18 protein-coding genes and 2 pseudogenes are annotated in these 24,718 nt (G+C 50.1%); 11 read left to right on the plus strand and 9 right to left on the minus strand.

Going from position 1 to position 24,718, the window contains the following annotated elements; translation table 11 throughout:
- The first annotated feature begins 6 nt into the window (after positions 1-6).
- Positions 7-1,686 carry a C4-dicarboxylic acid transporter DauA gene (gene dauA, locus AB4H76_RS13375; RefSeq protein ID WP_001033352.1) on the plus strand — a complete coding sequence of 560 codons (1,680 nt, stop codon included), beginning with the start codon at positions 7-9 and terminating at the stop codon, positions 1,684-1,686.
- A gap of 54 nt (positions 1,687-1,740) precedes the next feature.
- Here the strand turns inward: dauA and ychH are convergent, their stop codons facing one another.
- On the minus strand, positions 1,741-2,019 hold the full coding sequence (gene ychH, locus AB4H76_RS13380) for a stress-induced protein YchH (protein WP_000823885.1): 279 nt from the start codon (positions 2,017-2,019) through the stop codon (positions 1,741-1,743).
- Positions 2,020-2,296: 277 nt separating this feature from the next.
- Between ychH and pth the strand changes: the two genes are divergently transcribed.
- From pth to AB4H76_RS13395, 3 genes and pseudogenes are all read left to right on the plus strand, one after another.
- Positions 2,297-2,881, plus strand: a complete 585-nt coding sequence (pth, locus tag AB4H76_RS13385) for an aminoacyl-tRNA hydrolase (RefSeq protein WP_000152933.1) — start codon at positions 2,297-2,299, stop codon at positions 2,879-2,881.
- Between the two features lie 116 nt (positions 2,882-2,997).
- Positions 2,998-4,089, plus strand: coding sequence for a redox-regulated ATPase YchF (gene ychF, locus AB4H76_RS13390; protein ID WP_000505866.1), 1,092 nt, complete (start codon positions 2,998-3,000; stop codon positions 4,087-4,089).
- 768 nt (positions 4,090-4,857) lie between these two features.
- Positions 4,858-7,724 (plus strand): annotated as a pseudogene (locus tag AB4H76_RS13395) (autotransporter outer membrane beta-barrel domain-containing protein).
- A gap of 99 nt (positions 7,725-7,823) precedes the next feature.
- Here AB4H76_RS13395 and dhaR read toward each other — a convergent pair.
- Entirely contained in the window at positions 7,824-9,743 is a 1,920-nt protein-coding gene (gene dhaR / locus AB4H76_RS13400; RefSeq protein ID WP_001295618.1) for a dihydroxyacetone kinase operon transcriptional regulator DhaR, read from the minus strand.
- A 227-nt stretch (positions 9,744-9,970) separates the two neighbouring features.
- Between dhaR and dhaK the strand changes: the two genes are divergently transcribed.
- From dhaK to treA, 4 genes are all read left to right on the plus strand, one after another.
- Positions 9,971-11,041, plus strand: a complete 1,071-nt coding sequence (gene dhaK, locus AB4H76_RS13405; RefSeq protein ID WP_000733715.1) for a dihydroxyacetone kinase subunit DhaK — start codon at positions 9,971-9,973, stop codon at positions 11,039-11,041.
- Between the two features lie 10 nt (positions 11,042-11,051).
- Complete coding sequence (gene dhaL / locus AB4H76_RS13410; RefSeq protein WP_000059411.1) at positions 11,052-11,684, plus strand: dihydroxyacetone kinase subunit DhaL; 633 nt, start codon at positions 11,052-11,054, stop codon at positions 11,682-11,684.
- 10 nt (positions 11,685-11,694) lie between these two features.
- Positions 11,695-13,113, plus strand: coding sequence for a dihydroxyacetone kinase phosphoryl donor subunit DhaM (gene dhaM, locus AB4H76_RS13415; RefSeq protein WP_001301101.1), 1,419 nt, complete (start codon positions 11,695-11,697; stop codon positions 13,111-13,113).
- Between the two features lie 319 nt (positions 13,114-13,432).
- Entirely contained in the window at positions 13,433-15,130 is a 1,698-nt protein-coding gene (treA, locus tag AB4H76_RS13420) for an alpha,alpha-trehalase (RefSeq protein WP_000841714.1), read from the plus strand.
- Between the two features lie 78 nt (positions 15,131-15,208).
- Here treA and ycgY read toward each other — a convergent pair whose 3' ends face one another.
- The gene (ycgY, locus tag AB4H76_RS13425) at positions 15,209-15,649 is read right to left on the minus strand and encodes a protein YcgY (protein ID WP_000615067.1); all 441 of its coding nucleotides are present in this window, start codon (positions 15,647-15,649) and stop codon (positions 15,209-15,211) included.
- A gap of 177 nt (positions 15,650-15,826) precedes the next feature.
- Entirely contained in the window at positions 15,827-16,081 is a 255-nt protein-coding gene (locus tag AB4H76_RS13430; RefSeq protein ID WP_000511313.1) for a GlsB/YeaQ/YmgE family stress response membrane protein, read from the minus strand.
- Positions 16,082-16,281: 200 nt separating this feature from the next.
- Here AB4H76_RS13430 and ycgR point away from each other — a divergent pair, with 200 nt between their 5' ends.
- Positions 16,282-17,016 (plus strand): flagellar brake protein YcgR, encoded by a 735-nt coding sequence (gene ycgR / locus AB4H76_RS13435; protein WP_000020169.1) that lies wholly within the window; start codon positions 16,282-16,284, stop codon positions 17,014-17,016.
- Between the two features lies 1 nt (position 17,017).
- Here ycgR and emtA read toward each other — a convergent pair whose 3' ends face one another.
- On the minus strand, positions 17,018-17,629 hold the full coding sequence (emtA, locus tag AB4H76_RS13440; RefSeq protein WP_001301104.1) for a membrane-bound lytic murein transglycosylase EmtA: 612 nt from the start codon (positions 17,627-17,629) through the stop codon (positions 17,018-17,020).
- A 99-nt stretch (positions 17,630-17,728) separates the two neighbouring features.
- Between emtA and ldcA the strand changes: the two genes are divergently transcribed.
- Positions 17,729-18,643 carry a muramoyltetrapeptide carboxypeptidase gene (gene ldcA, locus AB4H76_RS13445; RefSeq protein WP_000051560.1) on the plus strand — a complete coding sequence of 305 codons (915 nt, stop codon included), beginning with the start codon at positions 17,729-17,731 and terminating at the stop codon, positions 18,641-18,643.
- 94 nt (positions 18,644-18,737) lie between these two features.
- Complete coding sequence (locus AB4H76_RS13450) at positions 18,738-20,474, plus strand: potassium/proton antiporter (protein WP_000340194.1); 1,737 nt, start codon at positions 18,738-18,740, stop codon at positions 20,472-20,474.
- On the opposite strand, the pseudogene AB4H76_RS13455 reads toward AB4H76_RS13450, so the two are convergent.
- The 4 genes and pseudogenes from AB4H76_RS13455 to dadA form a co-directional block, all read right to left on the minus strand.
- Positions 20,409-20,549, minus strand: a pseudogene (locus AB4H76_RS13455) (hypothetical protein); the annotation flags it as partial. The gene AB4H76_RS13450 and the pseudogene AB4H76_RS13455 overlap by 66 nt on opposite strands.
- A gap of 219 nt (positions 20,550-20,768) precedes the next feature.
- Positions 20,769-22,114 (minus strand): IS3 family transposase gene (locus AB4H76_RS13460; RefSeq protein ID WP_088538007.1). Its coding sequence is split into 2 segments (ribosomal slippage): positions 20,769-21,631 and positions 21,631-22,114, totalling 1,347 coding nucleotides; the frame shifts between segments, so codons are not numbered across the junction.
- Between the two features lie 168 nt (positions 22,115-22,282).
- Positions 22,283-23,353 carry a catabolic alanine racemase DadX gene (gene dadX, locus AB4H76_RS13465; protein ID WP_000197884.1) on the minus strand — a complete coding sequence of 357 codons (1,071 nt, stop codon included), beginning with the start codon at positions 23,351-23,353 and terminating at the stop codon, positions 22,283-22,285.
- A gap of 9 nt (positions 23,354-23,362) precedes the next feature.
- A complete protein-coding gene (dadA, locus tag AB4H76_RS13470) occupies positions 23,363-24,661 on the minus strand; it encodes a D-amino acid dehydrogenase (RefSeq protein WP_001266908.1) in 1,299 nt (432 codons plus the stop codon).
- Positions 24,662-24,718 lie beyond the last annotated feature (57 nt).

Genomic DNA, 24,718 nt, shown 5'->3' on the forward strand with positions numbered 1-24,718 from the left:
ATTATTGTGAACAAAATATTTTCCTCACATGTGATGCCTTTCCGCGCTCTGATCGACGCTTGCTGGAAAGAAAAATATACTGCCGCACGGTTTACCCGTGACCTGATTGCCGGGATAACCGTCGGGATTATTGCTATCCCGCTGGCGATGGCGTTGGCTATTGGTAGTGGTGTGGCACCCCAGTACGGTTTATATACCGCAGCTGTTGCGGGGATTGTCATTGCTCTGACGGGTGGGTCACGCTTTAGCGTTTCCGGTCCGACTGCGGCATTTGTGGTAATTCTCTATCCCGTGTCGCAACAGTTTGGACTGGCAGGACTGCTGGTTGCGACCTTGCTGTCGGGGATCTTTTTGATTCTGATGGGTCTGGCACGCTTTGGTCGCCTGATTGAGTATATTCCGGTTTCCGTCACCTTAGGTTTCACCTCGGGTATCGGGATCACCATCGGTACCATGCAGATTAAAGATTTTCTCGGTCTGCAAATGGCCCATGTCCCGGAACATTATCTACAAAAAGTCGGCGCATTATTTATGGCGCTGCCGACCATTAATGTGGGTGATGCTGCCATTGGCATTGTGACGCTAGGTATTCTTGTTTTTTGGCCGCGTCTGGGCATTCGTTTACCCGGTCACCTTCCGGCCTTGCTGGCTGGTTGCGCGGTGATGGGGATTGTTAACCTGCTCGGCGGACATGTTGCTACCATCGGTTCGCAATTCCACTACGTCCTGGCCGATGGTTCTCAGGGTAACGGTATTCCGCAACTGCTGCCGCAACTGGTGCTGCCGTGGGATCTGCCTAATTCAGAATTCACGCTAACCTGGGATTCTATTCGCACACTGCTGCCTGCGGCATTCTCAATGGCAATGCTCGGCGCAATCGAATCTCTGCTCTGCGCCGTGGTACTGGATGGTATGACCGGGACGAAACACAAGGCGAACAGCGAACTGGTTGGACAGGGACTGGGGAATATTATCGCTCCGTTCTTTGGTGGTATTACCGCTACAGCTGCCATCGCGCGTTCTGCCGCTAACGTCCGTGCCGGGGCAACTTCCCCTATCTCGGCGGTGATCCACTCTATTCTGGTTATTCTTGCCCTGCTGGTACTGGCACCGCTGCTCTCCTGGCTGCCGCTTTCCGCTATGGCAGCCCTGCTGTTGATGGTGGCGTGGAACATGAGTGAAGCGCATAAAGTGGTCGACTTGCTGCGTCATGCACCGAAAGATGACATCATTGTCATGCTGCTGTGCATGTCGCTGACCGTGCTGTTTGATATGGTTATTGCCATCAGCGTGGGGATCGTGCTGGCATCGCTGCTGTTTATGCGTCGTATCGCACGTATGACTCGCCTGGCACCGGTAGTCGTAGATGTTCCAGACGATGTTCTGGTACTGCGCGTTATTGGCCCGCTGTTTTTTGCTGCTGCTGAAGGCTTGTTCACGGACCTGGAGTCACGTCTTGAAGGCAAACGGATTGTGATTCTGAAGTGGGATGCCGTTCCGGTACTTGATGCTGGTGGTCTTGATGCGTTCCAGCGTTTTGTGAAGCGTCTGCCCGAAGGATGTGAACTGCGCGTGTGCAACGTGGAATTCCAGCCACTGCGCACTATGGCTCGCGCAGGCATTCAACCGATCCCGGGACGCCTCGCGTTCTTCCCGAATCGTCGCGCGGCGATGGCGGATTTATAAGTACGAGATTGACCAGTCAGCGCAAACTGACTGGTCAGCAAACTGCATTATTTGTTAGCTATGACGGCGATTATCGCTACGGCGGCAACGTTTGTCATAGTGACGAACCCACCAGTAACGGTCGCACACCTGTTCATGCCCGCCAACACGGGCACCCGCCAGCCAGAGAATGGCACCGACGAAAATACTTAGCACTGCACCATGTGCGAAATACTGGGGCATATTAAACTGTGGTAACTGGTTGAGGATTGAATACCCCACGCCGACCACCATTACCACCAGACCCAACCCCATGAGCACGTTACCGAGTAACGAAGCGTTTTTGCGTTTCATATGTCACCTCCGGAACTTTCTGGGTTGTAACAGGGAATACCCCTCTTCCTTATGTGTAAAGTATAGACAACACCCAGTGGGTTATGTGCGGGCGTGATCACAATTACAACCCTTATTTCAACAAAACTTTACAAATAAACGCCTGAACACCTTGACTTTCTAATAGTCCACTCAGGCAATTATTACGTTATCTGCATTTGATACGCAGTTTTTTGTCAAGCGGGGCCGCAACCAGTAAACTACGCGCCAGTTATGTACACACTCAGGACAAAAAAACGTGACGATTAAATTGATTGTCGGCCTGGCGAACCCCGGTGCTGAATACGCCGCAACGCGACATAATGCTGGTGCCTGGTTCGTTGACTTACTGGCAGAGCGTTTGCGCGCTCCGCTGCGCGAAGAGGCTAAATTCTTTGGTTATACTTCGCGAGTCACTCTTGGAGGCGAAGATGTCCGCCTGTTAGTCCCGACTACATTTATGAATCTCAGCGGCAAAGCCGTTGCGGCGATGGCCAGTTTTTTCCGCATTAATCCGGACGAAATTCTGGTGGCCCACGACGAACTGGATCTGCCTCCTGGCGTCGCCAAATTTAAATTGGGCGGTGGCCATGGTGGTCACAATGGACTGAAAGACATCATCAGTAAATTGGGTAATAACCCTAACTTTCACCGTTTACGCATCGGAATCGGTCATCCGGGCGATAAAAATAAAGTTGTCGGTTTTGTGTTAGGCAAACCGCCTGTTAGTGAACAGAAGTTAATTGATGAAGCCATTGACGAAGCGGCGCGTTGTACTGAAATGTGGTTTACAGATGGCTTGACCAAAGCAACGAACCGATTGCACGCCTTTAAAGCGCAATAAGTCGTTGTCTGCGGCATTTTTGCCGAGTGCCGTGTATAATAGGCAAAGTTATTTCCATTTCTGCAATCTGTTAGCAATAACAGGTTGATTATTAAGATATTAAGGTGATTTAAATCATGGGATTCAAATGCGGTATCGTCGGTTTGCCCAACGTCGGGAAATCTACCCTGTTCAACGCGCTGACCAAAGCCGGTATTGAAGCGGCCAACTTTCCATTCTGCACCATTGAGCCGAACACAGGCGTCGTACCAATGCCTGATCCTCGCCTGGATCAACTGGCTGAAATCGTAAAACCGCAGCGTACGCTTCCCACGACCATGGAATTTGTCGATATCGCCGGTCTGGTAAAAGGCGCATCGAAAGGCGAAGGTCTGGGTAACCAGTTCCTGACCAACATCCGTGAAACCGAAGCGATCGGTCACGTTGTTCGCTGCTTTGAAAATGACAACATCATTCACGTTTCCGGCAAAGTTAACCCGGCTGACGATATTGAAGTTATCAACACCGAACTGGCGCTGGCAGACCTCGACACCTGCGAACGTGCGATTCATCGCGTACAGAAGAAAGCCAAAGGTGGCGATAAAGACGCGAAAGCTGAGCTGGCGGTCCTGGAAAAATGCCTGCCCCAGTTGGAAAATGCAGGTATGCTGCGCGCGCTGGATTTAAGCGCTGAAGAGAAAGCGGCTATTCGTTACCTGAGCTTCCTGACGCTGAAACCAACAATGTACATCGCCAACGTCAACGAAGACGGTTTTGAAAACAACCCATATCTTGACCAGGTGCGTGAAATCGCGGCGAAAGAAGGTTCTGTTGTGGTTCCGGTTTGTGCTGCTGTTGAAGCAGACATTGCCGAACTGGACGACGAAGAACGTGACGAGTTTATGCAGGAGCTTGGGCTGGAAGAGCCGGGCCTGAACCGTGTGATCCGTGCCGGTTATAAACTGCTGAACCTGCAAACTTACTTCACCGCTGGGGTGAAAGAAGTGCGTGCATGGACCATTCCGGTTGGAGCAACCGCGCCGCAGGCAGCGGGCAAAATCCATACTGATTTTGAAAAAGGCTTTATCCGTGCACAAACCATCTCGTTTGAAGATTTCATCACTTACAAAGGTGAACAAGGCGCGAAAGAAGCAGGCAAAATGCGTGCAGAAGGTAAAGATTACATCGTGAAAGATGGCGATGTGATGAACTTCCTTTTCAACGTCTAATTAATTTATTGTCTCATGAGGTTTCGCTAAATCTCATGAAGAGCGCAAAAGTATATAAAATCCACGCAATTGCGTGGATTTTTCATTTCACCGAGTCCTAATCATTCTTGTAACATCCTACACTTTTGTGCTTATTGCCTATAGTGAACCACGAGAATAATTAAAGACATAAGTGTTCAGATGACGGATATCTCATTAGCAGTGATATAACGTAAGTTTTTGTATCACTACACATCAGCCCCCTTCACAGCTGATCAAAATTGATCACGCTCCAATATGCTGGCAAGATGAAAATGATAACCAGTAGCACAATAACAACGATAGGCCAGAAAACCCATTGACCAAAAATGAATATCGATGTTTTTTGCTTTTTCTTATTAGTAATGCAAAAATGGCGCATATTGTTTTTGTTATGCAGATACATCAAGCGAAATTCCCATAACTAATTAGGATTATTACAAAAAATCTTCACCAAATTTTTTAACCGCTGTTTGTTGTAATATTTTTGCCATATTTATAGTAACGAATTGGAATAAGTAACGACAACTTAGGGAATAACTCGATATAAACTCACCTTTGTAAGGGGGATGTTAAATATATATTAATTCCTGTGTTCCTGATTTTGCCCGGTAATAGAGAATTATTCTCTGAGAAGCTCATCATGATTGCACCATACAAATATCATGATGATAAGAGGATATTATTCATTGATTTAAACAAAATGACAAAATCCATAGACCCATAGTCTGGGTACTATATAGGAGTGGTATGGGCATCAAACAACACAATGGGAATACCAAAGCAGATCGTCTCGCTGAATTAAAAATCCGTTCGCCCTCAATTCAACTGATAAAATTTGGCGCTATTGGTTTGAATGCAATTATATTTCCCCCCTGCTGATAGCTGCTGATACAGGAAGTCAATATGGCACCAATATTACTATTAATGATGGTGACAGAATTACAGGAGATACCGCCGATCCATCAGGAAACCTCTATAGTGTAATGACCCCAGCAGGAAACACGCCTGGCAATATCAACCTGGGTAATGATGTCACCGTCAATGTCAACGACGCCTCTGGATATGCAAAAGGAATCATTATTCAGGGCAAAAACAGCTCCCTGACAGCTAACCGACTCACAGTAGATGTTGTTGGTCAAACCTCTGCCATCGGCATTAACTTAATTGGTGACTATACCCATGCTGACTTAGGCACAGGCAGCACCATTAAGAGTAACGATGACGGCATCATTATTGGGCATAGCTCAACACTAACAGCCACTCAATTCACCATTGAAAACTCGAACGGTATAGGCCTAACCATCAATGACTATGGCACCAGTGTCGATCTTGGAAGCGGAAGTAAAATCACGACCGATGGAAGTACAGGTGTTTATATCGGTGGTCTCAACGGCAATAACGCCAATGGTGCTGCGCGTTTTACGGCTACAGACCTGACAATCGATGTTCAGGGCTACAGCGCCATGGGGATAAACGTACAGAAAAACTCTGTTGTCGATCTCGGAACAAACAGTACCATTAAAACCAATGGCGATAATGCTCACGGCCTCTGGAGCTTTGGCCAGGTTAGCGCGAATGCACTCACTGTTGATGTAACTGGAGCCGCGGCCAATGGCGTCGAAGTTCGTGGTGGTACAACCACTATCGGTGCAGATAGCCATATTTCTTCCGCGCAGGGCGGTGGCCTCGTCACCAGTGGTTCAGACGCGATAATCAATTTTACTGGCACGGCAGCGCAACGAAACAGCATCTTTTCCGGCGGTTCTTATGGTGCCTCGGCCCAGACGGCAACGGCTGTTGTCAACATGCAAAATACCGATATTACAGTTGATCGTAATGGCAGTCTGGCGCTGGGTTTGTGGGCTCTCAGCGGCGGTAGAATAACCGGAGACAGTTTGGCTATCACCGGCGCGGCAGGAGCCAGGGGAATTTATGCCATGACCAACAGCCAGATCGACCTCACGAGCGATCTGGTCATTGATATGAGTACACCCGACCAGATGGCCATCGCAACGCAACATGACGATGGTTATGCCGCCAGCCGCATCAACGCCTCGGGTCGTATGCTTATCAACGGTAGCGTTCTTTCCAAAGGTGGGCTAATCAATCTGGATATGCACCCTGGGTCGGTTTGGACAGGTTCCTCCCTCAGCGATAATGTCAATGGCGGAAAACTGGACGTTGCAATGAATAACAGCGTCTGGAACGTAACAAGTAATTCTAATCTCGACACGCTGGCGCTGAGCCATTCAACTGTCGATTTTGCCAGCCACGGGTCAACTGCCGGCACATTTGCCACATTAAACGTAGAGAACCTGAGCGGTAACAGTACCTTTATTATGCGTGCTGATGTTGTTGGCGAGGGTAATGGCGTTAATAATAAAGGGGATTTATTGAATATCAGCGGGAGTAGTGCTGGTAATCACGTATTGGCTATCCGCAACCAGGGCAGCGAGGCCACAACGGGAAATGAAGTTCTGACAGTGGTAAAAACCACTGACGGCGCGGCCTCGTTCAGCGCGTCTTCTCAGGTTGAGTTGGGGGGATATCTGTACGATGTGCGTAAAAATGGCACTAACTGGGAGCTTTACGCTTCCGGGACAGTTCCGGAACCGACTCCTAATCCTGAACCCACACCAGCTCCCGCTCAGCCTCCCATAGTCAACCCCGATCCTACGCCTGAACCCGCTCCCACGCCTAAACCCACCACGACCGCAGATGCTGGCGGCAATTATCTCAATGTCGGTTACTTATTGAACTATGTTGAAAACCGTACGCTGATGCAACGGATGGGTGACCTGCGAAATCAGAGTAAAGACGGTAATATCTGGTTGCGCAGTTATGGGGGAAGCCTGGACTCCTTTGCCAGTGGCAAACTGAGCGGCTTTGACATGGGTTACAGCGGTATCCAGTTTGGTGGGGATAAACGTCTCTCTGATGTAATGCCGTTGTATGTCGGTCTGTATATTGGCTCAACACATGCATCGCCGGACTATAGCGGAGGCGACGGTACCGCACGTTCAGACTACATGGGAATGTACGCCAGTTACATGGCACAAAACGGTTTTTACAGCGATCTCGTTATAAAAGCATCGCGCCAGAAAAATAGTTTCCACGTACTGGACAGTCAGAACAACGGCGTTAACGCCAACGGCACTGCGAATGGAATGAGCATCTCCCTGGAAGCCGGGCAGAGGTTCAACCTGTCCCCTACTGGTTATGGGTTCTATATAGAGCCGCAAACCCAGCTTACATACAGCCACCAGAATGAGATGACTATGAAGGCGAGTAATGGCCTCAATATACATCTGAATCACTACGAATCGCTGCTGGGGCGTGCCAGCATGATACTGGGGTATGACATCACCGCAGGCAACAGCCAGCTGAATGTCTATGTGAAGACTGGCGCTATCCGCGAGTTTTCAGGGGATACCGAATATCTGTTGAACAACTCCCGGGAGAAGTACAGTTTCAAAGGTAATGGCTGGAATAACGGCGTGGGAGTCAGTGCACAGTATAACAAACAGCACACATTCTATCTCGAAGCGGATTACACGCAGGGTAACCTCTTTGATCAGAAGCAAGTCAACGGAGGATATCGCTTCAGCTTTTAAGTGCGGGATAGACAAGCCCTTAAACGATGCTGAAAATTGTTAGCGTGCGCCGGAATGAAATACAGATCACTCTGATGTATCAGAAATCGTTTCTGTCTTTCATACCCGGCGCTTAAACTGCCCTGCATCAATGCCATGTTGCTTCATTTTCCGCCACAGCGTAGTGCGGCCGATCCCAAGTAAAGCCGACATTTCCTGAATGCGACCGCCTGTGACCTGGGCTGCGTTAATAATTGCCTCTTTTTCAACTTCCGCAAATGACAGACTGGTGGAAAGGCGGGTGGCGCTGACATCATCTGTCGCCTGCTCGGTAAACAGATGTTCCGGCAAATCACTGACGCGAATGCGCCCGTTATCACTACTCAGAGCAAGATTCTCGATGACGCTGTAAAGTTCAAAATCGTTGCCTGGCCATGCACAAGAAACCAGGCGAGCGAGGGCATCGTCATCAATTTTCAGCCGCGTAGAGAAGCGTTTTTCAAGACTGCGTAATTTGTTATTCACCAGCGCCGGAATGCTGCCACGCCGCATACGCAGAGGCGGGATGGTAATTTCAAATGCATGCAGCGCGTAATACAGCTGGCGACTAAAACGATTTTGTTCCACCAGCATTGCGAGGTCCGCGGTCGTTGTTGCAATCACTTTGACATCAATTGGTATTAAACGCCGCGCATCCAGTCGCGTGATAACCCCCTGCTTGATAACCTGAAGCAAAGCAGACTGTAACTCCACCGCCAGATATTCAATCTTTTCAAGAAACAGCGTGCCGCCGTGTGCCAGTTCCAGCCGACTCAGACGGCCATTTTCATTGTCCGTGCGATCGCCACCAATAAATTCTTCCGCCAGCGCAGCATCACCATATAACTCACAATTGACGGCGATATAAGGACCTGCAGCACGCTCGCTTTCATTATGAATTGCCTGACTTAGCAGTGCCTTGCCCACGCCCTCTTCTCCACAAAGCAGGACAGGAAAGCTACTGCGCGCCGCCTGGCGACCAAAATGAATCAAGCGGCGGGTTTGCGGATCGTCCTGTGGCATATGAGCGAAGGTATGGCTGACTTTTCCTAATTGACTGGTCATCAACTGCCGCATCTGTTCCACAGGATGGAGCAACAAAATAAAGCTGGTTCCCTGCGTTTCTATTATCGGTTTAAGGGTTATCACCGCATCAATAAACTGGTGCTGGCTTTCAAAGGTTGCTTCTACGTGTTTGAGCGGATGTGCCTGTTTTATTGCTTGTTGCAATACGGCGGGTAACGTTAAGAGTTCAGTGATTGCCCGTCCCTGACTTGCCGTCGCGTCAAGGCGCAAGACCCGCGCCGCCTGGGCATTAATAAATTGCAAATTACCCTGCTCGTCCCAGCTAATCACGCCATCATCCATACTTTCTAACAGGGCATTAAGTTGATTTAAATGACGGTTAGTTTCAGCGAGCAAACTGTCCGTCAGCAGTAAATTTCCGACCTCGCGGGCGATTGCCAACGTCAACGGCAAATCAGCTGCGGTAGTTTGCTCAACCGGACACGCCAGCGCTATTGTTCCCGTCAATCGGCCCTTGCTGTCAAACAACGGCGTTGCACAAAAGGCCCAGTTCCAGAGTGCCTGTTTGAAATGTTGATCGGCCATCGTTTTCACGGCCTGACCAGAGATAGCCGCTAACGATAGCGCACAAGTACCAATAATTCCCTCGGCGCAATACGTGCCGTCATTGAATCCCAGTGCACTTAGCTGCTGCAAGGTTTGCGGATCGCCATTACGGCTGAGAATGCAGGCGGTTTCATCGAGGATAAACAGCGCACACTCTCGCGGTGCCATATATTCCCAGGCATCTTCCAGCGCAGCCTGCCCGAGCGTCAGCATCGCTTTCTTACGCCGATAAATAGAAGCAAATGTCACGCCCTGGGCCTGATGTGGTACGTTCCATGTCTCCCGTTTCATCAGCTTATTGCATCGCTCCCAGGAGGTTGCAATTAAGGGAGATATGCCCCGACCATCGTTGTTAAAAGCGCCACTCATATCCCGCATCCCTTATGACAAAAGGTGTTCCGGCTCGCAATTTTAAGTATTAATACACGTAAAAGTTTCAATATGGAACATTCATTAAAGCATATGTTTCACTATGAAACATAATTTGGGCTAATTTTCTTTTCCCTTGCCTGATGCACAATGGATTCATCGGCAGTCAGTGGTCGCCGTGTCGTTGAACATCATCCATGCCCTACCGTAATTGCTGGAGCAAAATAATGAAAAAATTGATCAATGATGTGCAAGACGTACTGGACGAACAACTGGCAGGACTGGCGAAAGCGCATCCATCGCTGACACTGCATCAGGATCCGGTGTATGTCACCCGAGCTGATGCCCCTGTTGCAGGAAAAGTCGCCCTGCTGTCGGGTGGCGGCAGCGGACACGAGCCGATGCACTGTGGTTATATCGGTCAGGGGATGCTTTCGGGGGCCTGTCCGGGCGAAATTTTCACCTCACCGACGCCCGATAAAATCTTTGAATGCGCCATGCAAGTTGATGGCGGCGAAGGTGTACTGTTGATTATCAAAAATTACACCGGCGATATTCTTAACTTTGAAACAGCGACCGAGTTACTGCACGATAGCGGCGTAAAAGTGACCACTGTGGTCATTGATGACGACGTTGCGGTAAAAGACAGTCTTTATACTGCCGGGCGACGCGGCGTTGCCAACACCGTATTAATTGAAAAACTCGTAGGCGCAGCGGCGGAGCGTGGCGACTCACTGGACGCCTGTGCGGAACTGGGGCGTAAGCTGAATAATCAAGGCCACTCAATAGGTATCGCTCTCGGTGCCTGTACCGTTCCTGCCGCGGGCAAACCTTCTTTTACCCTGGCGGATAATGAGATGGAGTTTGGCGTCGGCATTCATGGTGAGCCGGGTATTGACCGCCGCCCCTTCTCTTCCCTTGATCAAACCGTCGATGAAATGTTCGACACCCTGCTGGTAAATGGCTCATACCATCGCACTTTGCGTTTCTGGGATTATCAACAAGGCAGTTGGCAGGAAGAACAACAAACCAAACAACCGCTCCAGTCTGGCGATCGGGTGATTGCGCTGGTTAACAATCTTGGCGCAACTCCGCTTTCTGAGCTGTACGGCGTCTATAACCGCCTGACCACACGTTGCCAGCAAGCGGGATTGACTATCGAACGTAATTTAATTGGCGCGTACTGCACCTCACTGGATATGACCGGTTTCTCAATCACCTTACTGAAAGTTGATGACGAAACGCTGGCACTCTGGGACGCCCCGGTCCACACCCCGGCCCTTAACTGGGGTAAATAAGGAGAAAGCAATGTCACTGAGCAGAACTCAAATTGTTAACTGGCTCACTCGTTGTGGCGATATTTTCAGCACCGAGAGCGAGTATCTTACCGGACTGGATCGCGAAATTGGCGATGCTGACCACGGGCTAAATATGAACCGAGGCTTTAGCAAAGTGGTGGAAAAACTCCCTGCTATCGCAGATAAAGATATCGGTTTCATTCTCAAGAATACCGGTATGACGCTGCTTTCCAGCGTCGGTGGTGCCAGTGGTCCGCTGTTCGGTACCTTCTTTATCCGCGCCGCACAGGCGACCCAGGCACGGCAAAGCCTGACACTGGAAGAGCTTTATCAGATGTTCCGCGATGGCGCGGACGGCGTAATCAGTCGCGGGAAAGCCGAACCTGGCGATAAAACCATGTGTGATGTGTGGGTGCCGGTGGTGGAATCGTTACGTCAGTCCAGCGAGCAAAATCTCTCTGTTCCGGTGGCGCTCGAAGCTGCCAGTAGCATCGCCGAATCCGCTGCACAAAGTACGATTACGATGCAAGCCCGCAAAGGCCGCGCCAGTTATCTCGGTGAACGCAGTATTGGTCACCAGGATCCCGGCGCGACCTCGGTGATGTTTATGATGCAAATGTTGGCGTTAGCCGCAAAAGAGTAAGGAATTGGTGATGGTAAACCTGGTCATAGTTTCACATAGCAGCCGACTGGGAGAAGGTGTCGGTGAATTAGCCCGTCAGATGTTAATGAGTGATAGTTGTAAAATCGCCATTGCCGCGGGAATTGACGATCCACAAAATCCCATTGGTACCGATGCCGTCAAAGTGATGGAGGCCATCGAATCTGTTGCTGATGCCGACCATGTGCTGGTCATGATGGATATGGGTAGCGCATTATTGAGTGCTGAAACTGCGCTGGAATTGCTGGCTCCCGAGATCGCCGCAAAAGTACGTTTGTGTGCTGCGCCGTTGGTCGAAGGTACACTGGCAGCAACGGTCAGCGCGGCCTCGGGGGCGGATATCGACAAAGTTATCTTTGACGCCATGCATGCGCTGGAAGCCAAACGTGAACAACTGGGTTTACCGTCCTCCGACACTGAAATCTCTGACACATGTCCTGCGTACGATGAAGAAGCCCGTTCTCTGGCGGTGGTCATAAAAAACCGTAACGGCCTGCATGTACGTCCGGCCTCCCGGCTGGTTTATACCTTATCGACATTTAATGCCGATATGTTGCTGGAAAAAAACGGCAAATGCGTCACACCAGAGAGTATTAACCAGATTGCGTTACTACAAGTTCGCTATAACGATACGCTGCGCCTGATTGCGAAAGGGCCAGAAGCTGAAGAGGCACTGATCGCTTTCCGTCAGCTGGCTGAAGATAACTTTGGTGAAACGGAGGAAGTCGCTCCACCTACTCTGCGTCCCGTTCCGCCTGTTTCGGGTAAAGCCTTTTATTATCAACCAGTTTTATGTACGGTACAGGCAAAATCAACCCTGACCGTGGAAGAAGAACAAGATCGATTACGCCAGGCTATTGACTTCACGTTATTAGATCTGATGACGTTAACAGCGAAAGCAGAAGCCAGCGGGCTTGACGATATTGCCGCAATCTTTTCTGGTCACCATACACTGTTAGATGATCCGGAACTGCTGGCGGCGGCAAGCGAACTCCTTCAGCATGAACATTGCACGGCAGAATATGCCTGGCAGCAAGTTCTTAAAGAACTTAGCCAGCAATACCAGCAACTGGATGATGAATATCTACAAGCTCGCTATATTGATGTGGACGATCTTCTGCATCGCACCCTGGTCCACCTGACCCAAACGAAAGAAGAACTCCCGCAGTTTAACTCGCCAACTATTCTACTGGCGGAGAACATTTATCCTTCCACAGTACTGCAACTGGATCCGGCGGTTGTAAAAGGTATCTGCCTTAGCGCCGGAAGTCCGGTATCCCACAGCGCCCTAATCGCCCGTGAACTGGGGATTGGCTGGATTTGCCAGCAGGGTGAGAAACTGTATGCGATACAACCAGAAGAAACGCTAACGCTGGACGTTAAAACGCAACGTTTCAACCGTCAGGGTTAAGCCACTGTTCGGATGGCATCGTTCTGATGTCATCCGGCAATTTACTCAGCACTAATGGTTTTTAACTACCTGTTATATTTTTCACCAATTTATGATGATTTTTCTTCGCTAATCACGAACCCAACGCCGCTGGCTGGCTAATAAACAGACGTTATTTGATCACTCTATTTCGCCGTTATTTATCCCTTTAATTCCCTTTTCTAAAATGCCTGACAGTTCGCAGAATGAGATTTCGATCATGCAGCTAGTGCGATCCTGAACTAAGGTTTTCTGATACTTGAATACCGTTTTATTCGGTTTCGCCAAAGGAGAATGATTGATGAAATCCCCCGCACCTTCTCGCCCGCAAAAAATGGCGTTAATTCCAGCCTGTATCTTTTTGTGTTTCGCTGCGCTATCGGTGCAGGCAGAAGAAACACCGGTAACACCACAGCCGCCTGATATTTTATTAGGGCCGCTGTTTAATGATGTGCAAAACGCCAAACTTTTTCCGGACCAAAAAACCTTTGCCGATGCCGTGCCGAACAGCGATCCGCTGATGATCCTTGCTGATTATCGGATGCAGCAAAACCAGAGCGGATTTGATCTGCGCCATTTCGTTAACGTCAATTTCACCCTGCCGAAAGAAGGCGAGAAATATGTTCCGCCAGAGGGGCAGTCACTGCGCGAACATATTGACGGACTTTGGCCGGTATTAACGCGTTCTACCGAAAACACCGAAAAATGGGATTCTCTGTTACCGCTGCCGGAACCTTATGTCGTGCCGGGCGGACGCTTTCGCGAGGTATATTACTGGGACAGTTACTTCACCATGTTAGGACTTGCCGAAAGCGGTCACTGGGATAAAGTCGCGGATATGGTGGCCAATTTTGCTCATGAAATAGACACTTACGGTCATATTCCCAACGGCAACCGCAGTTACTATTTAAGCCGCTCGCAACCGCCCTTCTTTGCCCTGATGGTAGAGTTACTGGCGCAGCATGAAGGCGATGCCGCGTTGAAGCAATACCTGCCGCAAATGCAAAAAGAATATGCTTACTGGATGGACGGTGTTGAAAACCTGCAAGCCGGACAACAGGAAAAACGCGTTGTCAAACTTCAGGATGGTACCCTTCTCAACCGCTACTGGGACGATCGCGATACGCCACGACCAGAGTCATGGGTGGAAGATATTGCCACCGCCAAAAGCAATCCGAATCGACCTGCCACTGAAATTTACCGCGACCTGCGCTCTGCCGCTGCGTCTGGCTGGGATTTCAGCTCGCGCTGGATGGACAACCCGCAGCAGTTAAATACCTTACGCACCACCAGCATCGTACCGGTCGATCTGAACAGCCTGATGTTTAAAATGGAAAAAATCCTCGCCCGCGCCAGCAAAGCTGCCGGAGATAACGCGATGGCAAACCAGTACGAAACGCTGGCAAATGCCCGTCAAAAAGGGATCGAAAAATACCTGTGGAACGATCAACAAGGCTGGTATGCCGATTACGACCTGAAAAGTCATAAAGTGCGCAATCAGTTAACCGCGGCCGCCCTGTTCCCGCTGTACGTCAATGCGGCAGCGAAAGATCGCGCCAACAAAATGGCGACGGCGACGAAAACACATCTGCTGCAACCCGGCGGCCTGAACACCACGTCGGTGAAAAGTGGGCAACAATGGGATGCGCCAAATGGCTGGGCACCGTTACAGTGGGTCGCGACAGAAGGATTACAAAACTACGGGCAAAAAGAGGTGGCGATGGACATTAGCTGGCACTTCCTGACCAATGTTCAGCACACCTATGACCGGGAGAAAAAGCTGGTGGAAAAATATGATGTCAGCACCACCGGAACGGGGGGCGGCGGTGGCGAATATCCATTACAGGATGGCTTTGGCTGGACCAATGGCGTGACGCTGAAAATGCTGGATTTGATCTGCCCGAAAGAGCAACCGTGTGACAATGTTCCGGCGACGCGTCCGACCGTTAAGTCAGCAACGACGCAACCCTCAACCAAAGAGGCACAACCCACACCTTAACCAGCGCTTACTCCGACAACGTCATTCGGCTTCTCCGGATGGCGTTGTCGGCAGATAACACCATAGCTATGGTTTTTTCTACACAGACGGTTTTTCAAGTCCTGGCGGGAAGTATTGCGCAAATGTTTGCCATACGTGGTTGCCGAAGATAGCGTCATTTCTACGGGTAAGTGTTTCACTTTCATCACCCGGCGATTTACGCCGACGTTGGCTGTATAAAGCATCAATTGCTACCTGAATATTGTTACGGTGTTCACTCATCAACGTTTTTTTGCTTTCTGGAGTTAAATTAATAATCACATAATCCAGACACTCCAGAGAATTTAGCAACCAAAAAAAGAATTCAGACCATTCCTCTTCGCGTAACTGAAGCATTGCCGAACGGGTATTTTGGCTTAATCTGCCAGAAGGATTGATCAATTCTAAATGTTCAATAAGCGCAGCCAAAACCGCCTCACTATCCGCCCCATTTTTAACGCCTGACTGGCTACTGTCTAAAATATTTATTTTCTGAATCACACCAAAAACAACGAAACAATAATTAAAAAAGGATTCTGTTGTTGTTACCGGGAACCGACTTTATCGGATATCGAAGTGCTATATTGATTTTTTTCACCCGTAAAGCAGGTGTCGAGTATACGTTCTGATGTGAAAGCGGATAGCGGCATCTGTATCGCTATCCGCCTTATGAAAATCTTATTCTCTTCGCAGGAGGCGGAATATGCCCAGAACGAGAATAGCTCCCACCACCGCCACCAGGAAGCTGTGCAGATTAAAACCACTGATGGAGCCGCCAATGCCAAACATGGTCGCCAGCCAGCCGCCGACCACCGCACCGACTATCCCGAGAATACAGGTCAGGAAAAATCCACCACCATCACGCCCCGGCATGATTAGCTTGGCGATAATGCCGGCTATCAGGCCAAAAATAATCCAGGCAATAATTCCCATGTTCAGGCCCTCGTTTCGATGAATCGGACGCAAGAAATGCTTACATCAACGCTCTAAGTATAGGCAAGGGCGGGATCGATGCTGGGCGTATGTCGGCTGATTTAAGAACAACATGTAAAAAATATTCACGCATTTGTATTAAGTTTTGTTAACTGTGACCGATAAACCAAAGACAGTTTGTCAGTCAGGAGTTTTTCCGCGTGAGTCATTACCATGAGCAGTTCCTGAAACAAAATCCGTTAGCCGTCCTGGGCGTGTTACGCGATTTGCACAAAGCCGCAATTCCTTTGCGTCTCAGTTGGAATGGCGGGCAGCTGATCAGCAAATTACTGGCAATAACCCCGGATAAACTGGTGCTGGATTTCGGCAGTCAAGCCGAAGACAACATCGCCGTGCTAAAGGCACAGCACATTACCATTACCGCCGAAACTCAGGGTGCGAAAGTCGAGTTTACTGTTGAACAACTACAGCAGAGTGAATACTTGCAGCTTCCGGCATTTATTACCGTACCGCCTCCCACCTTATGGTTTGTACAACGACGCCGATATTTCCGCATCTCCGCCCCACTCCATCCGCCTTATTTTTGCCAGACCAAACTGGCGGATAACAGTACGTTACGTTTCCGCCTGTATGATTTGTCGTTAGGCGGCATGGGCGCATTACTGGAAACAGCAAAGCCTGCCGAATTACAAGAAGGCATGCGCTTCGCTCAGATTGAAGTCAACATGGGGCAATGGGGTGTTTTTCACTTTGACGCCCAGTTAATCTCCATCAGCGAGCGCAAAGTGATTGATGGCAAGAATGAAACCATCACCACTCCCCGTCTGAGCTTCCGTTTTCTTAACGTCAGCCCGACGGTGGAGCGGCAATTACAGCGGATTATTTTCTCTCTCGAGCGAGAAGCCCGGGAAAAAGCGGACAAAGTGCGCGACTGATTTACATCGCGTCCAGTGCCTGCTCAAGTTTGTAGATATAGCGCGGAGCCTGCGGCGCAGGGTGATTTCGCGCTACGTGTTCGAGGAACTCGTCAGCATCCAAATCGTTGATTTTGCTGATCGCCTTTTTCCGATCTGACGAGAAAGTCCGTAGCAGCGCACCTGCCCCGTTAGCGTATGACACCACCAGCGCATATTGCAGTACCTTCGGATCTTCAATGCCTGCCAGCGGGCCGGTTTCCAGAATATTCAGGTAAGCCGCCCCCATTGAAATATTACGCTCTGGATTTTTCAGCTCGCTGGTCGTCGGCTCACCACTCCAGCCCATACGGCGATAAACATCACGTCCGGAGGTTGAAGCTTTTAACTGCATCAAACCAATGGCATTCGATTTACTCACCGCGTTCGGATTACCACCCGATTCGATAGCGATAATCGCCGTGATCAATTGTGGATCGACGCCCCAGGCTGCACCGGCTTTCTGGCTTATTGGCATCCACTGCATCGCACGTTGCACCGGAACTTTCGCGTTCCACGGCGGGTTCGTATAGTCATGCTTTGATGAACAACCCGCTAATAACACAATCAAAAAGGCAAACCATCTCAATTTCACTTCTTCTATCCTTATAGCCTGGAATCGCCGTTGAGGTGACAACGGCACACCTAAGCGGCATGATATACATTTCGTTTCTGTTGTCAGCAAGGAATTGCCATGTCTCTGTTTCACTTAATTGCCCCATCGGGTTACTGCATTAAACAGCACGCCGCGCTGCGTGGTATCCAGCGCCTTACCGACGCGGGGCATCAAGTCAATAACGTCGAGGTTATTGCCCGTCGTTGTGAGCGTTTTGCGGGTACGGAAACAGAGCGTCTGGAAGATCTCAATTCCCTTGCCAGACTGACTACCCCCAACACCATCGTGCTGGCTGTACGCGGCGGTTACGGTGCCAGTCGTTTACTGGCAGATATTGACTGGCAGGCACTGGTGGCTCGCCAACAACATGACCCGTTGCTCATTTGCGGACATAGCGATTTTACCGCCATTCAGTGCGGTCTTCTGGCGCATGGCAATGTCATCACCTTTAGCGGCCCCATGCTGGTAGCAAACTTTGGCGCGGATGAACTGAACGCCTTTACCGAGCACCATTTCTGGCTGGCGTTACGCAATGAAACCTTCACCATTGAATGGCAAGGGGAAGGCCCGACATGTCGGGCCGAAGGCACGTTGTGGGGAGGCAATCTTGCGATGCTGATTTCACTGATCGGTACACCGTGGATGCCAAAAATTGAGAACGGTATTCTGGTGCTGGAAGATATTAACGAGCACCCTTTCCGGGTCGAACGTATGCTGTTGCAGCTCTATCATGCGGGAATTTTGCCACGTCAGAAGGCGATTATTCTCGGTAGCTTTAGCGGCAGCACGCCCAATGATTATGACGCAGGTTACAACCTGGAGTCAGTGTACGCGTTTTTGCGTTCCCGCCTGTCGATTCCACTCATTACCGGCCTCGATTTTGGTCATGAACAACGCACGGTTACGCTGCCGTTGGGCGCACATGCCATTCTGAATAACACCCGGGAAGGCACTCAGTTGACGATTAGCGGTCATCCTGTTCTTAAAATGTAAAAAAATCACGCTTCAGGGCTAAGTAAAACGCTGTCTCTGCCGCTAATATGGTAGGGTTTATATAAGAGACAGCGTAATCAGGAGTAACCGACCGTTGGATGCCACAACAATAATTAGCCTTTTCATCTTAGGATCCATCCTTGTCACCAGCAGTATATTACTTAGTTCATTTTCTTCCCGTCTTGGCATTCCTATTCTGGTTATTTTTCTGGCGATCGGCATGCTGGCAGGAGTCGATGGCGTCGGCGGTATCCCGTTTGATAATTACCCCTTCGCCTACATGGTAAGTAACCTGGCACTGGCGATTATTTTGCTCGACGGCGGGATGCGCACTCAGGCCAGTTCCTTTCGTGTGGCGTTAGGACCGGCACTGTCGCTGGCGACGCTGGGCGTGCTTATCACCTCTGGTTTAACCGGCATGATGGCGGCGTGGCTGTTTAATCTTGATTTGATTGAAGGCTTATTAATCGGCGCTATCGTCGGCTCTACCGATGCTGCAGCGGTCTTTTCTCTGCTGGGTGGTAAGGGGCTTAACGAACGTGTTGGCTCGACGCTGGAAATTGAATCCGGCAGTAATGATCCAATGGCGGTCTTTCTGACGATTACCCTGATTGCGATGATCCAGCATCATGAGAGCAATATTAGCTGGATGTTCATTGTCGATATTCTGCAACAATTTGGTCTGGGCATTGTAATAGGTCTTGGCGGCGGTTATTTACTACTGCAAATGATCAACCGCATCGCCCTGCCCGCCGGATTATATCCATTGCTGGCATTAAGTGGCGGTATTCTGATTTTCTCATTAACTACTGCGCTGGAAGGTAGCGGTATTCTGGCGGTGTATCTGTGCGGTTTTCTGCTGGGTAATCGCCCTATTCGCAACCGCTACGGCATCCTGCAAAATTTCGACGGCCTCGCCTGGCTGGCGCAAATCGCCATGTTCCTGGTGCTGGGGCTGTTGGTTAACCCAAGCGATCTGCTGCCTATTGCCATTCCGGCGCTCATTTTGTCCGCATGGATGATATTCTTCGCCCGTCCCCTTTCGGTATTTGCTGGATTGCTCCCCTTCCGCGGTTTCAATCTGCGTGAGCGCGTGTTTATCAGCTGGGTAGGATTACGCGGCGCGGTGCCAATCATCCTGGCCGTGTTCCCGATGATGGCGGGGCTGGAGAATGCACGTCTGTTCTTTAATGTCGCCTTCTTTGTGGTTCTGGTTTCACTGCTCTTGCAGGGAACATCACTCTCGTGGGCGGCTAAAAAAGCCAAAGTGGTGGTTCCGCCAGTGGGACGTCCGGTGTCACGCGTTGGCCTGGATATTCATCCGGAAAATCCGTGGGAGCAGTTTGTTTATCAATTGAGTGCCGATAAATGGTGCGTGGGCGCGGCACTGCGCGATTTGCATATGCCAAAAGAGACGCGTATTGCGGCACTGTTTCGTGATAACCAGTTGCTTCATCCTACCGGCAGCACCCGACTGCGCGAAGGCGATGTGTTGTGTGTAATTGGTCGGGAACGCGATCTTCCGGCGCTCGGTAAACTGTTCAGCCAGTCGCCGCCGGTCGCGCTGGATCAACGCTTCTTTGGTGACTTCATTCTCGAAGCCAGCGCCAAATATGCTGATGTTGCGCTGATATATGGCCTGGAAGACGGGCGAGAATATCGTGATAAGCAGCAAACGCTGGGTGAAATTGTCCAGCAGTTGTTAGGCGCGGCACCGGTTGTCGGTGACCAGGTAGAGTTTGCCGGGATGATCTGGACGGTGGCCGAGAAAGAAGATAATGAAGTGTTGAAGATTGGCGTACGGGTGGCTGAAGAGGAAGCTGAATCTTAAATTTAATGAAGCATCTATCGCCGGTTGCGATGCTTTGCTGAACGCAGCCTGAGCCTGCAATTGTTTGTCGTCCATAATTTAACCTTCATTTGATGTTGAATTGAACATATCAAAATCAGGCAATTACACAAATCTATGTACAGGCTCCATCAAGGGTAAAGCGTGATTTATCTGAAGTCGAGTTCGAGTCAACAATGAAGCGTAAGCGTTTTATGTAGAACGCCTGTGCGGTGAGTTCAGGTTCCGGGGAAATAGTGTCCATCCTTTTGAACTGCGCCCCAGATCTTGGACAACTTATGCAGCCTGACTCAATCGATATTGTACCGGGCTAAGACCGCCAAGTTTTTCCTTTATCCTCAATTGATTATAATAGTTTATGTAATCAATGATGTCTCGCTTTAAGTCCTCCACATTTTTATATTCATTGAGGTAATAACATTCTGATTTCAATGTTCCAAAAAAGCTCTCTATAACTGCATTATCAAGACAATTTCCCCGGCGAGACATACTCTGGACTATACCGCTATCCTTTAACCATCGTTGCCACCGGGACATCTGATATTGCCAACCTTGATCGCTGTGCAGTATGGGGTGTTCATCTTTCGACAGCTGTTTCAGCGCATCCGTAAGCATAGTCTGCACCATTGAAGGTTGAGGGCGAGTGGCGAGGTTATAGGAAATTATTTCTCCATTATAAAGATCCATGATGGGCGACAAATACAGCTTCTTGCCATTCACTTTAAATTCAGTGACATCTGTAACCCACTTCTCGTTGGGGCGTTTTGCATCAAAATTGCGTTTCAGGAGATTATCGCAAATTCGTCCTTGTTCTCCTTTATATGAACGGTATTTTTTAACGCGGATCAGGCTGCTAATACCCAGTTCCTTCATCAGTTTTCTGACGGTTTTACCATTAAGTAAAACCCCCTCGTTACGACATGCCAGCCTGATGCGTCTGTAACCATAGCGGCCTTTGTGCTGGTGATAAATTTTCAGCACAAGCGCTCTGGCAGACTGATACCGGTCAGGAGCAGCAAGCCGTCTGACATGATAGTAAAATGTACTCCGGGGCAGCCCGGAAACAATTAACAATCGGGACAATGGCCATTCCTGCCTTAGTTCATTCACAATGCTCACTTTTTCCTGAACGTTGAGCATGTTTTCTGCTGAACCAAGGCTTTCAACTTTTTTAAGTAGGCATTCTCGACCCTGAGTTGTTCAAGTTCTTCTCTCTCATCTTTGGTTAATGTTGGTAGTGGTGGTGCTGAAATGGCGCTTTTATCCGGCACAGGAATACTCTTTTTATTTTTTCGAATGAAAGCATCTTCGCCATATTTTCTATATTTTTCAAGCCAGTTGCATACAGTACCAAAGGCTGGTATTCCGTGTTTTACCGCTACTTCACGAACAGAAAAACAGTCATCCACGACTTCTTTTACTACTGTGAGTTTTAACTCAGCAGAATAGCGTCCTTTTTTACCCGTAAGTATGCTTATCCCATGTTCCCGATAGGCATAAGCCCATTTTCTTACTGTGCAGGGACTGATACCGTACATCCTTGCTACAGATTTCAGACTCAACTCTCCCTCCAGGTACTTTTCTGATACTACCTTTTTGAACTCCAATGAAAACTTTTCCATGCATCCTCAGTTTTTGGTCTGGTGTCTAACCTTTGGGGCGCAGTTCATTTTAATGGACACTATCATGGGCAATGGCTCTGTCACATTAACAACTACAGTTGCTGACCAGCCGGATGGATGATTTTTTTGCACCCAGAAGACGTTGCCTCCGATCCGGCTTACAACAAGTTACACCGTCACAACCGGGACGCGTAGCGCCAGCGCGCACATCAACTCATAGCCCACCGTTCCGGCAGCGGCGGCGACATCATCAATTTTGATCTCCTTGCCCCACAGCTCAACCGGCGTACCAATACCCGCCTGCGGGCAAGGCGTTAAATCGACCGCTAGCATATCCATCGAGACGGTTCCCACCGTCATGGTGCGCACGCCGTCCACTAAAACAGGGGTACCGGTAGGCGCGTGGCGCGGATAACCGTCGGCGTACCCTGCGGCGACAATGCCGATTCGCTGTTCATCGCGCGCAGTATAGCGACCGCCGTAGCCCACACGCTCGCCCGCTTTTAGCGTCTGGACACCAATAATCTCACTGCTTAGCGTCATCACCGGACGTAATCCGGTATTGGCGATATCACGCCACTGACCGGACGGCGAAGCGCCATACAAAATAATGCCAGGCCGAACCCAGTCAAAATGCGCTTCCGGGTGCCACAGAGTCGCCGCCGAATTGGACAACGAACGCCGACACTCCAGCCCCTCCGCCGCCTGCTCAATACGCGCCATCGCGCCGGAAATTCCATCAGGATGTTCCGCTTCGGCAAAATGCGACATCAGGGTCATTTCGCCAACATTCGCCATTGCCCGCAACTGCTGCCAGACGGTAAGCACGCGATCGGGCTGGAAGCCCAACCGATTCATCCCACTGTTCACTTTAAGATAAATATCCAACGGTGCTTTTAGCCGCGCATTTTGCAGTGCTTTGAGCTGCCAGTTGCTGTGTACGCAGGTGGTCAGGCGGTGCTGGTCATAAATCTCCAGATCCTGAGCATGGAAAAATCCTTCCAGCATCAGGATCGGTCCTTTCCAGCCGCGCTCACGTAACGTTATTGCCTCTTCCAGGTTAAGCAATGCAAAGCCATCGGTGGCCCCGAGCGCGCTCCAGATACGCTCAATACCATGCCCGTAAGCGTTCGCTTTTACCACCGACCAGACGCGCGCGTGCGTCGCGGCCTGGCGGACAATGGACAGATTCTGTTTTAATGCCTGCAGATCGAGGCTGGCCTGTATCGGACGGGTCATCTCGTTTCCTTAGCTGTGTGCGCCATGTAAATGGCCCGGACGTGATGGCGTAAATCCACGGCTGTAGCGCGCTACGCTTAGATCCTCATATGGGATCGCTGGCGTGCGACCAGAGAGCAGATCGCTTAACAACTGACCGGAACCGCAAGCCATCGTCCAGCCGAGCGTGCCGTGACCGGTATTCAGCCACAGATTTTTAAAGCGTGTACGCCCGACAACCGGCGTGCCGTCTGGCGTCATCGGGCGCAGACCAGTCCAGAAAGTCGCCTGCTCGACATGACCGCCGCGTGGATAGAGATCGCGAACCACCATCTCCAGCGTTTCACGACGCGGTTGCAACAGCTCGGTATTAAAACCAACAATCTCCGCCATTCCGCCAACACGAATGCGGTTATCGAAACGGGTAATGGCGATTTTGTAGGTTTCATCAAGAATGGTGGATACCGGCGCACCATCTTCCTGCGCAATTGGAATGGTCAGCGAGTAGCCTTTCAGCGGATACACCGGAATATCAACAATGCCTTTGAGCATCGCCGTCGAGTAAGAACCAAACGCCATCACATACGCATCGGCCTTAATCACTTCATCGCCACACTTCACGCCGTAGATTTGCTCGCCGTCGCAAAGCAGTTGGTCAACGGGCGTATTAAAGCGGAATTTAACCCCCGCCTGCTCCGCCATCCGCGCCAGATTCTGGGTAAATAGCTGACAGTCTCCGGTTTCATCATTGGGTAACTGCAGGCCGCCCGTCAGTTTGTGCGCCACTTCTGCCAGCGCGGGCTCCACTTCCGCCAGGCGGCTGGATTCCAGCAGCTGATACGGTACGCCGGCATCTTCCAGCACGGCGATATCGCGGGTCGCATTTTCATACTGTTGTTCGGTACGGAACAGTTGCAGCGTCCCACCCTGACGCCCTTCATACTGAATATTGGTTTCGGCGCGCAATGCTTTCAGGCAATCACGGCTGTATTCCGCCAGACGCACCATCCGCCCTTTGTTTTCCATGTAGTGGCTGGTGTCGCAGTTACGTAACATTTGCCACATCCATTTCAACTGGAACTGCGTACCGTCGAGACGAACCGCCAGCGGCGCATGGCGCTGGAACATCCATTTAATCGCTTTTAAAGGCACACCTGGTGCCGCCCACGGTGCAGCATATCCGGGGGAGATTTGCCCGGCATTCGCGGCACTGGTTTCCAGGGCGGCCCCCGGCTCCCGATCAATGACGGTGACCTCATGTCCTGCCTGATTTAAGTACCAGGCGCTGGCAACGCCTACCACACCACTTCCCAGTATGACAACTCGCATAGCCACTCCGATAACGGTAGATACAGTAAAAGAATAATAATCTAATCACATCTTGAT

It is taken from the genome of Escherichia sp. UTM R2, assembly GCF_048593455.1.
Lineage (GTDB): Bacteria > Pseudomonadota > Gammaproteobacteria > Enterobacterales > Enterobacteriaceae > Escherichia > Escherichia coli.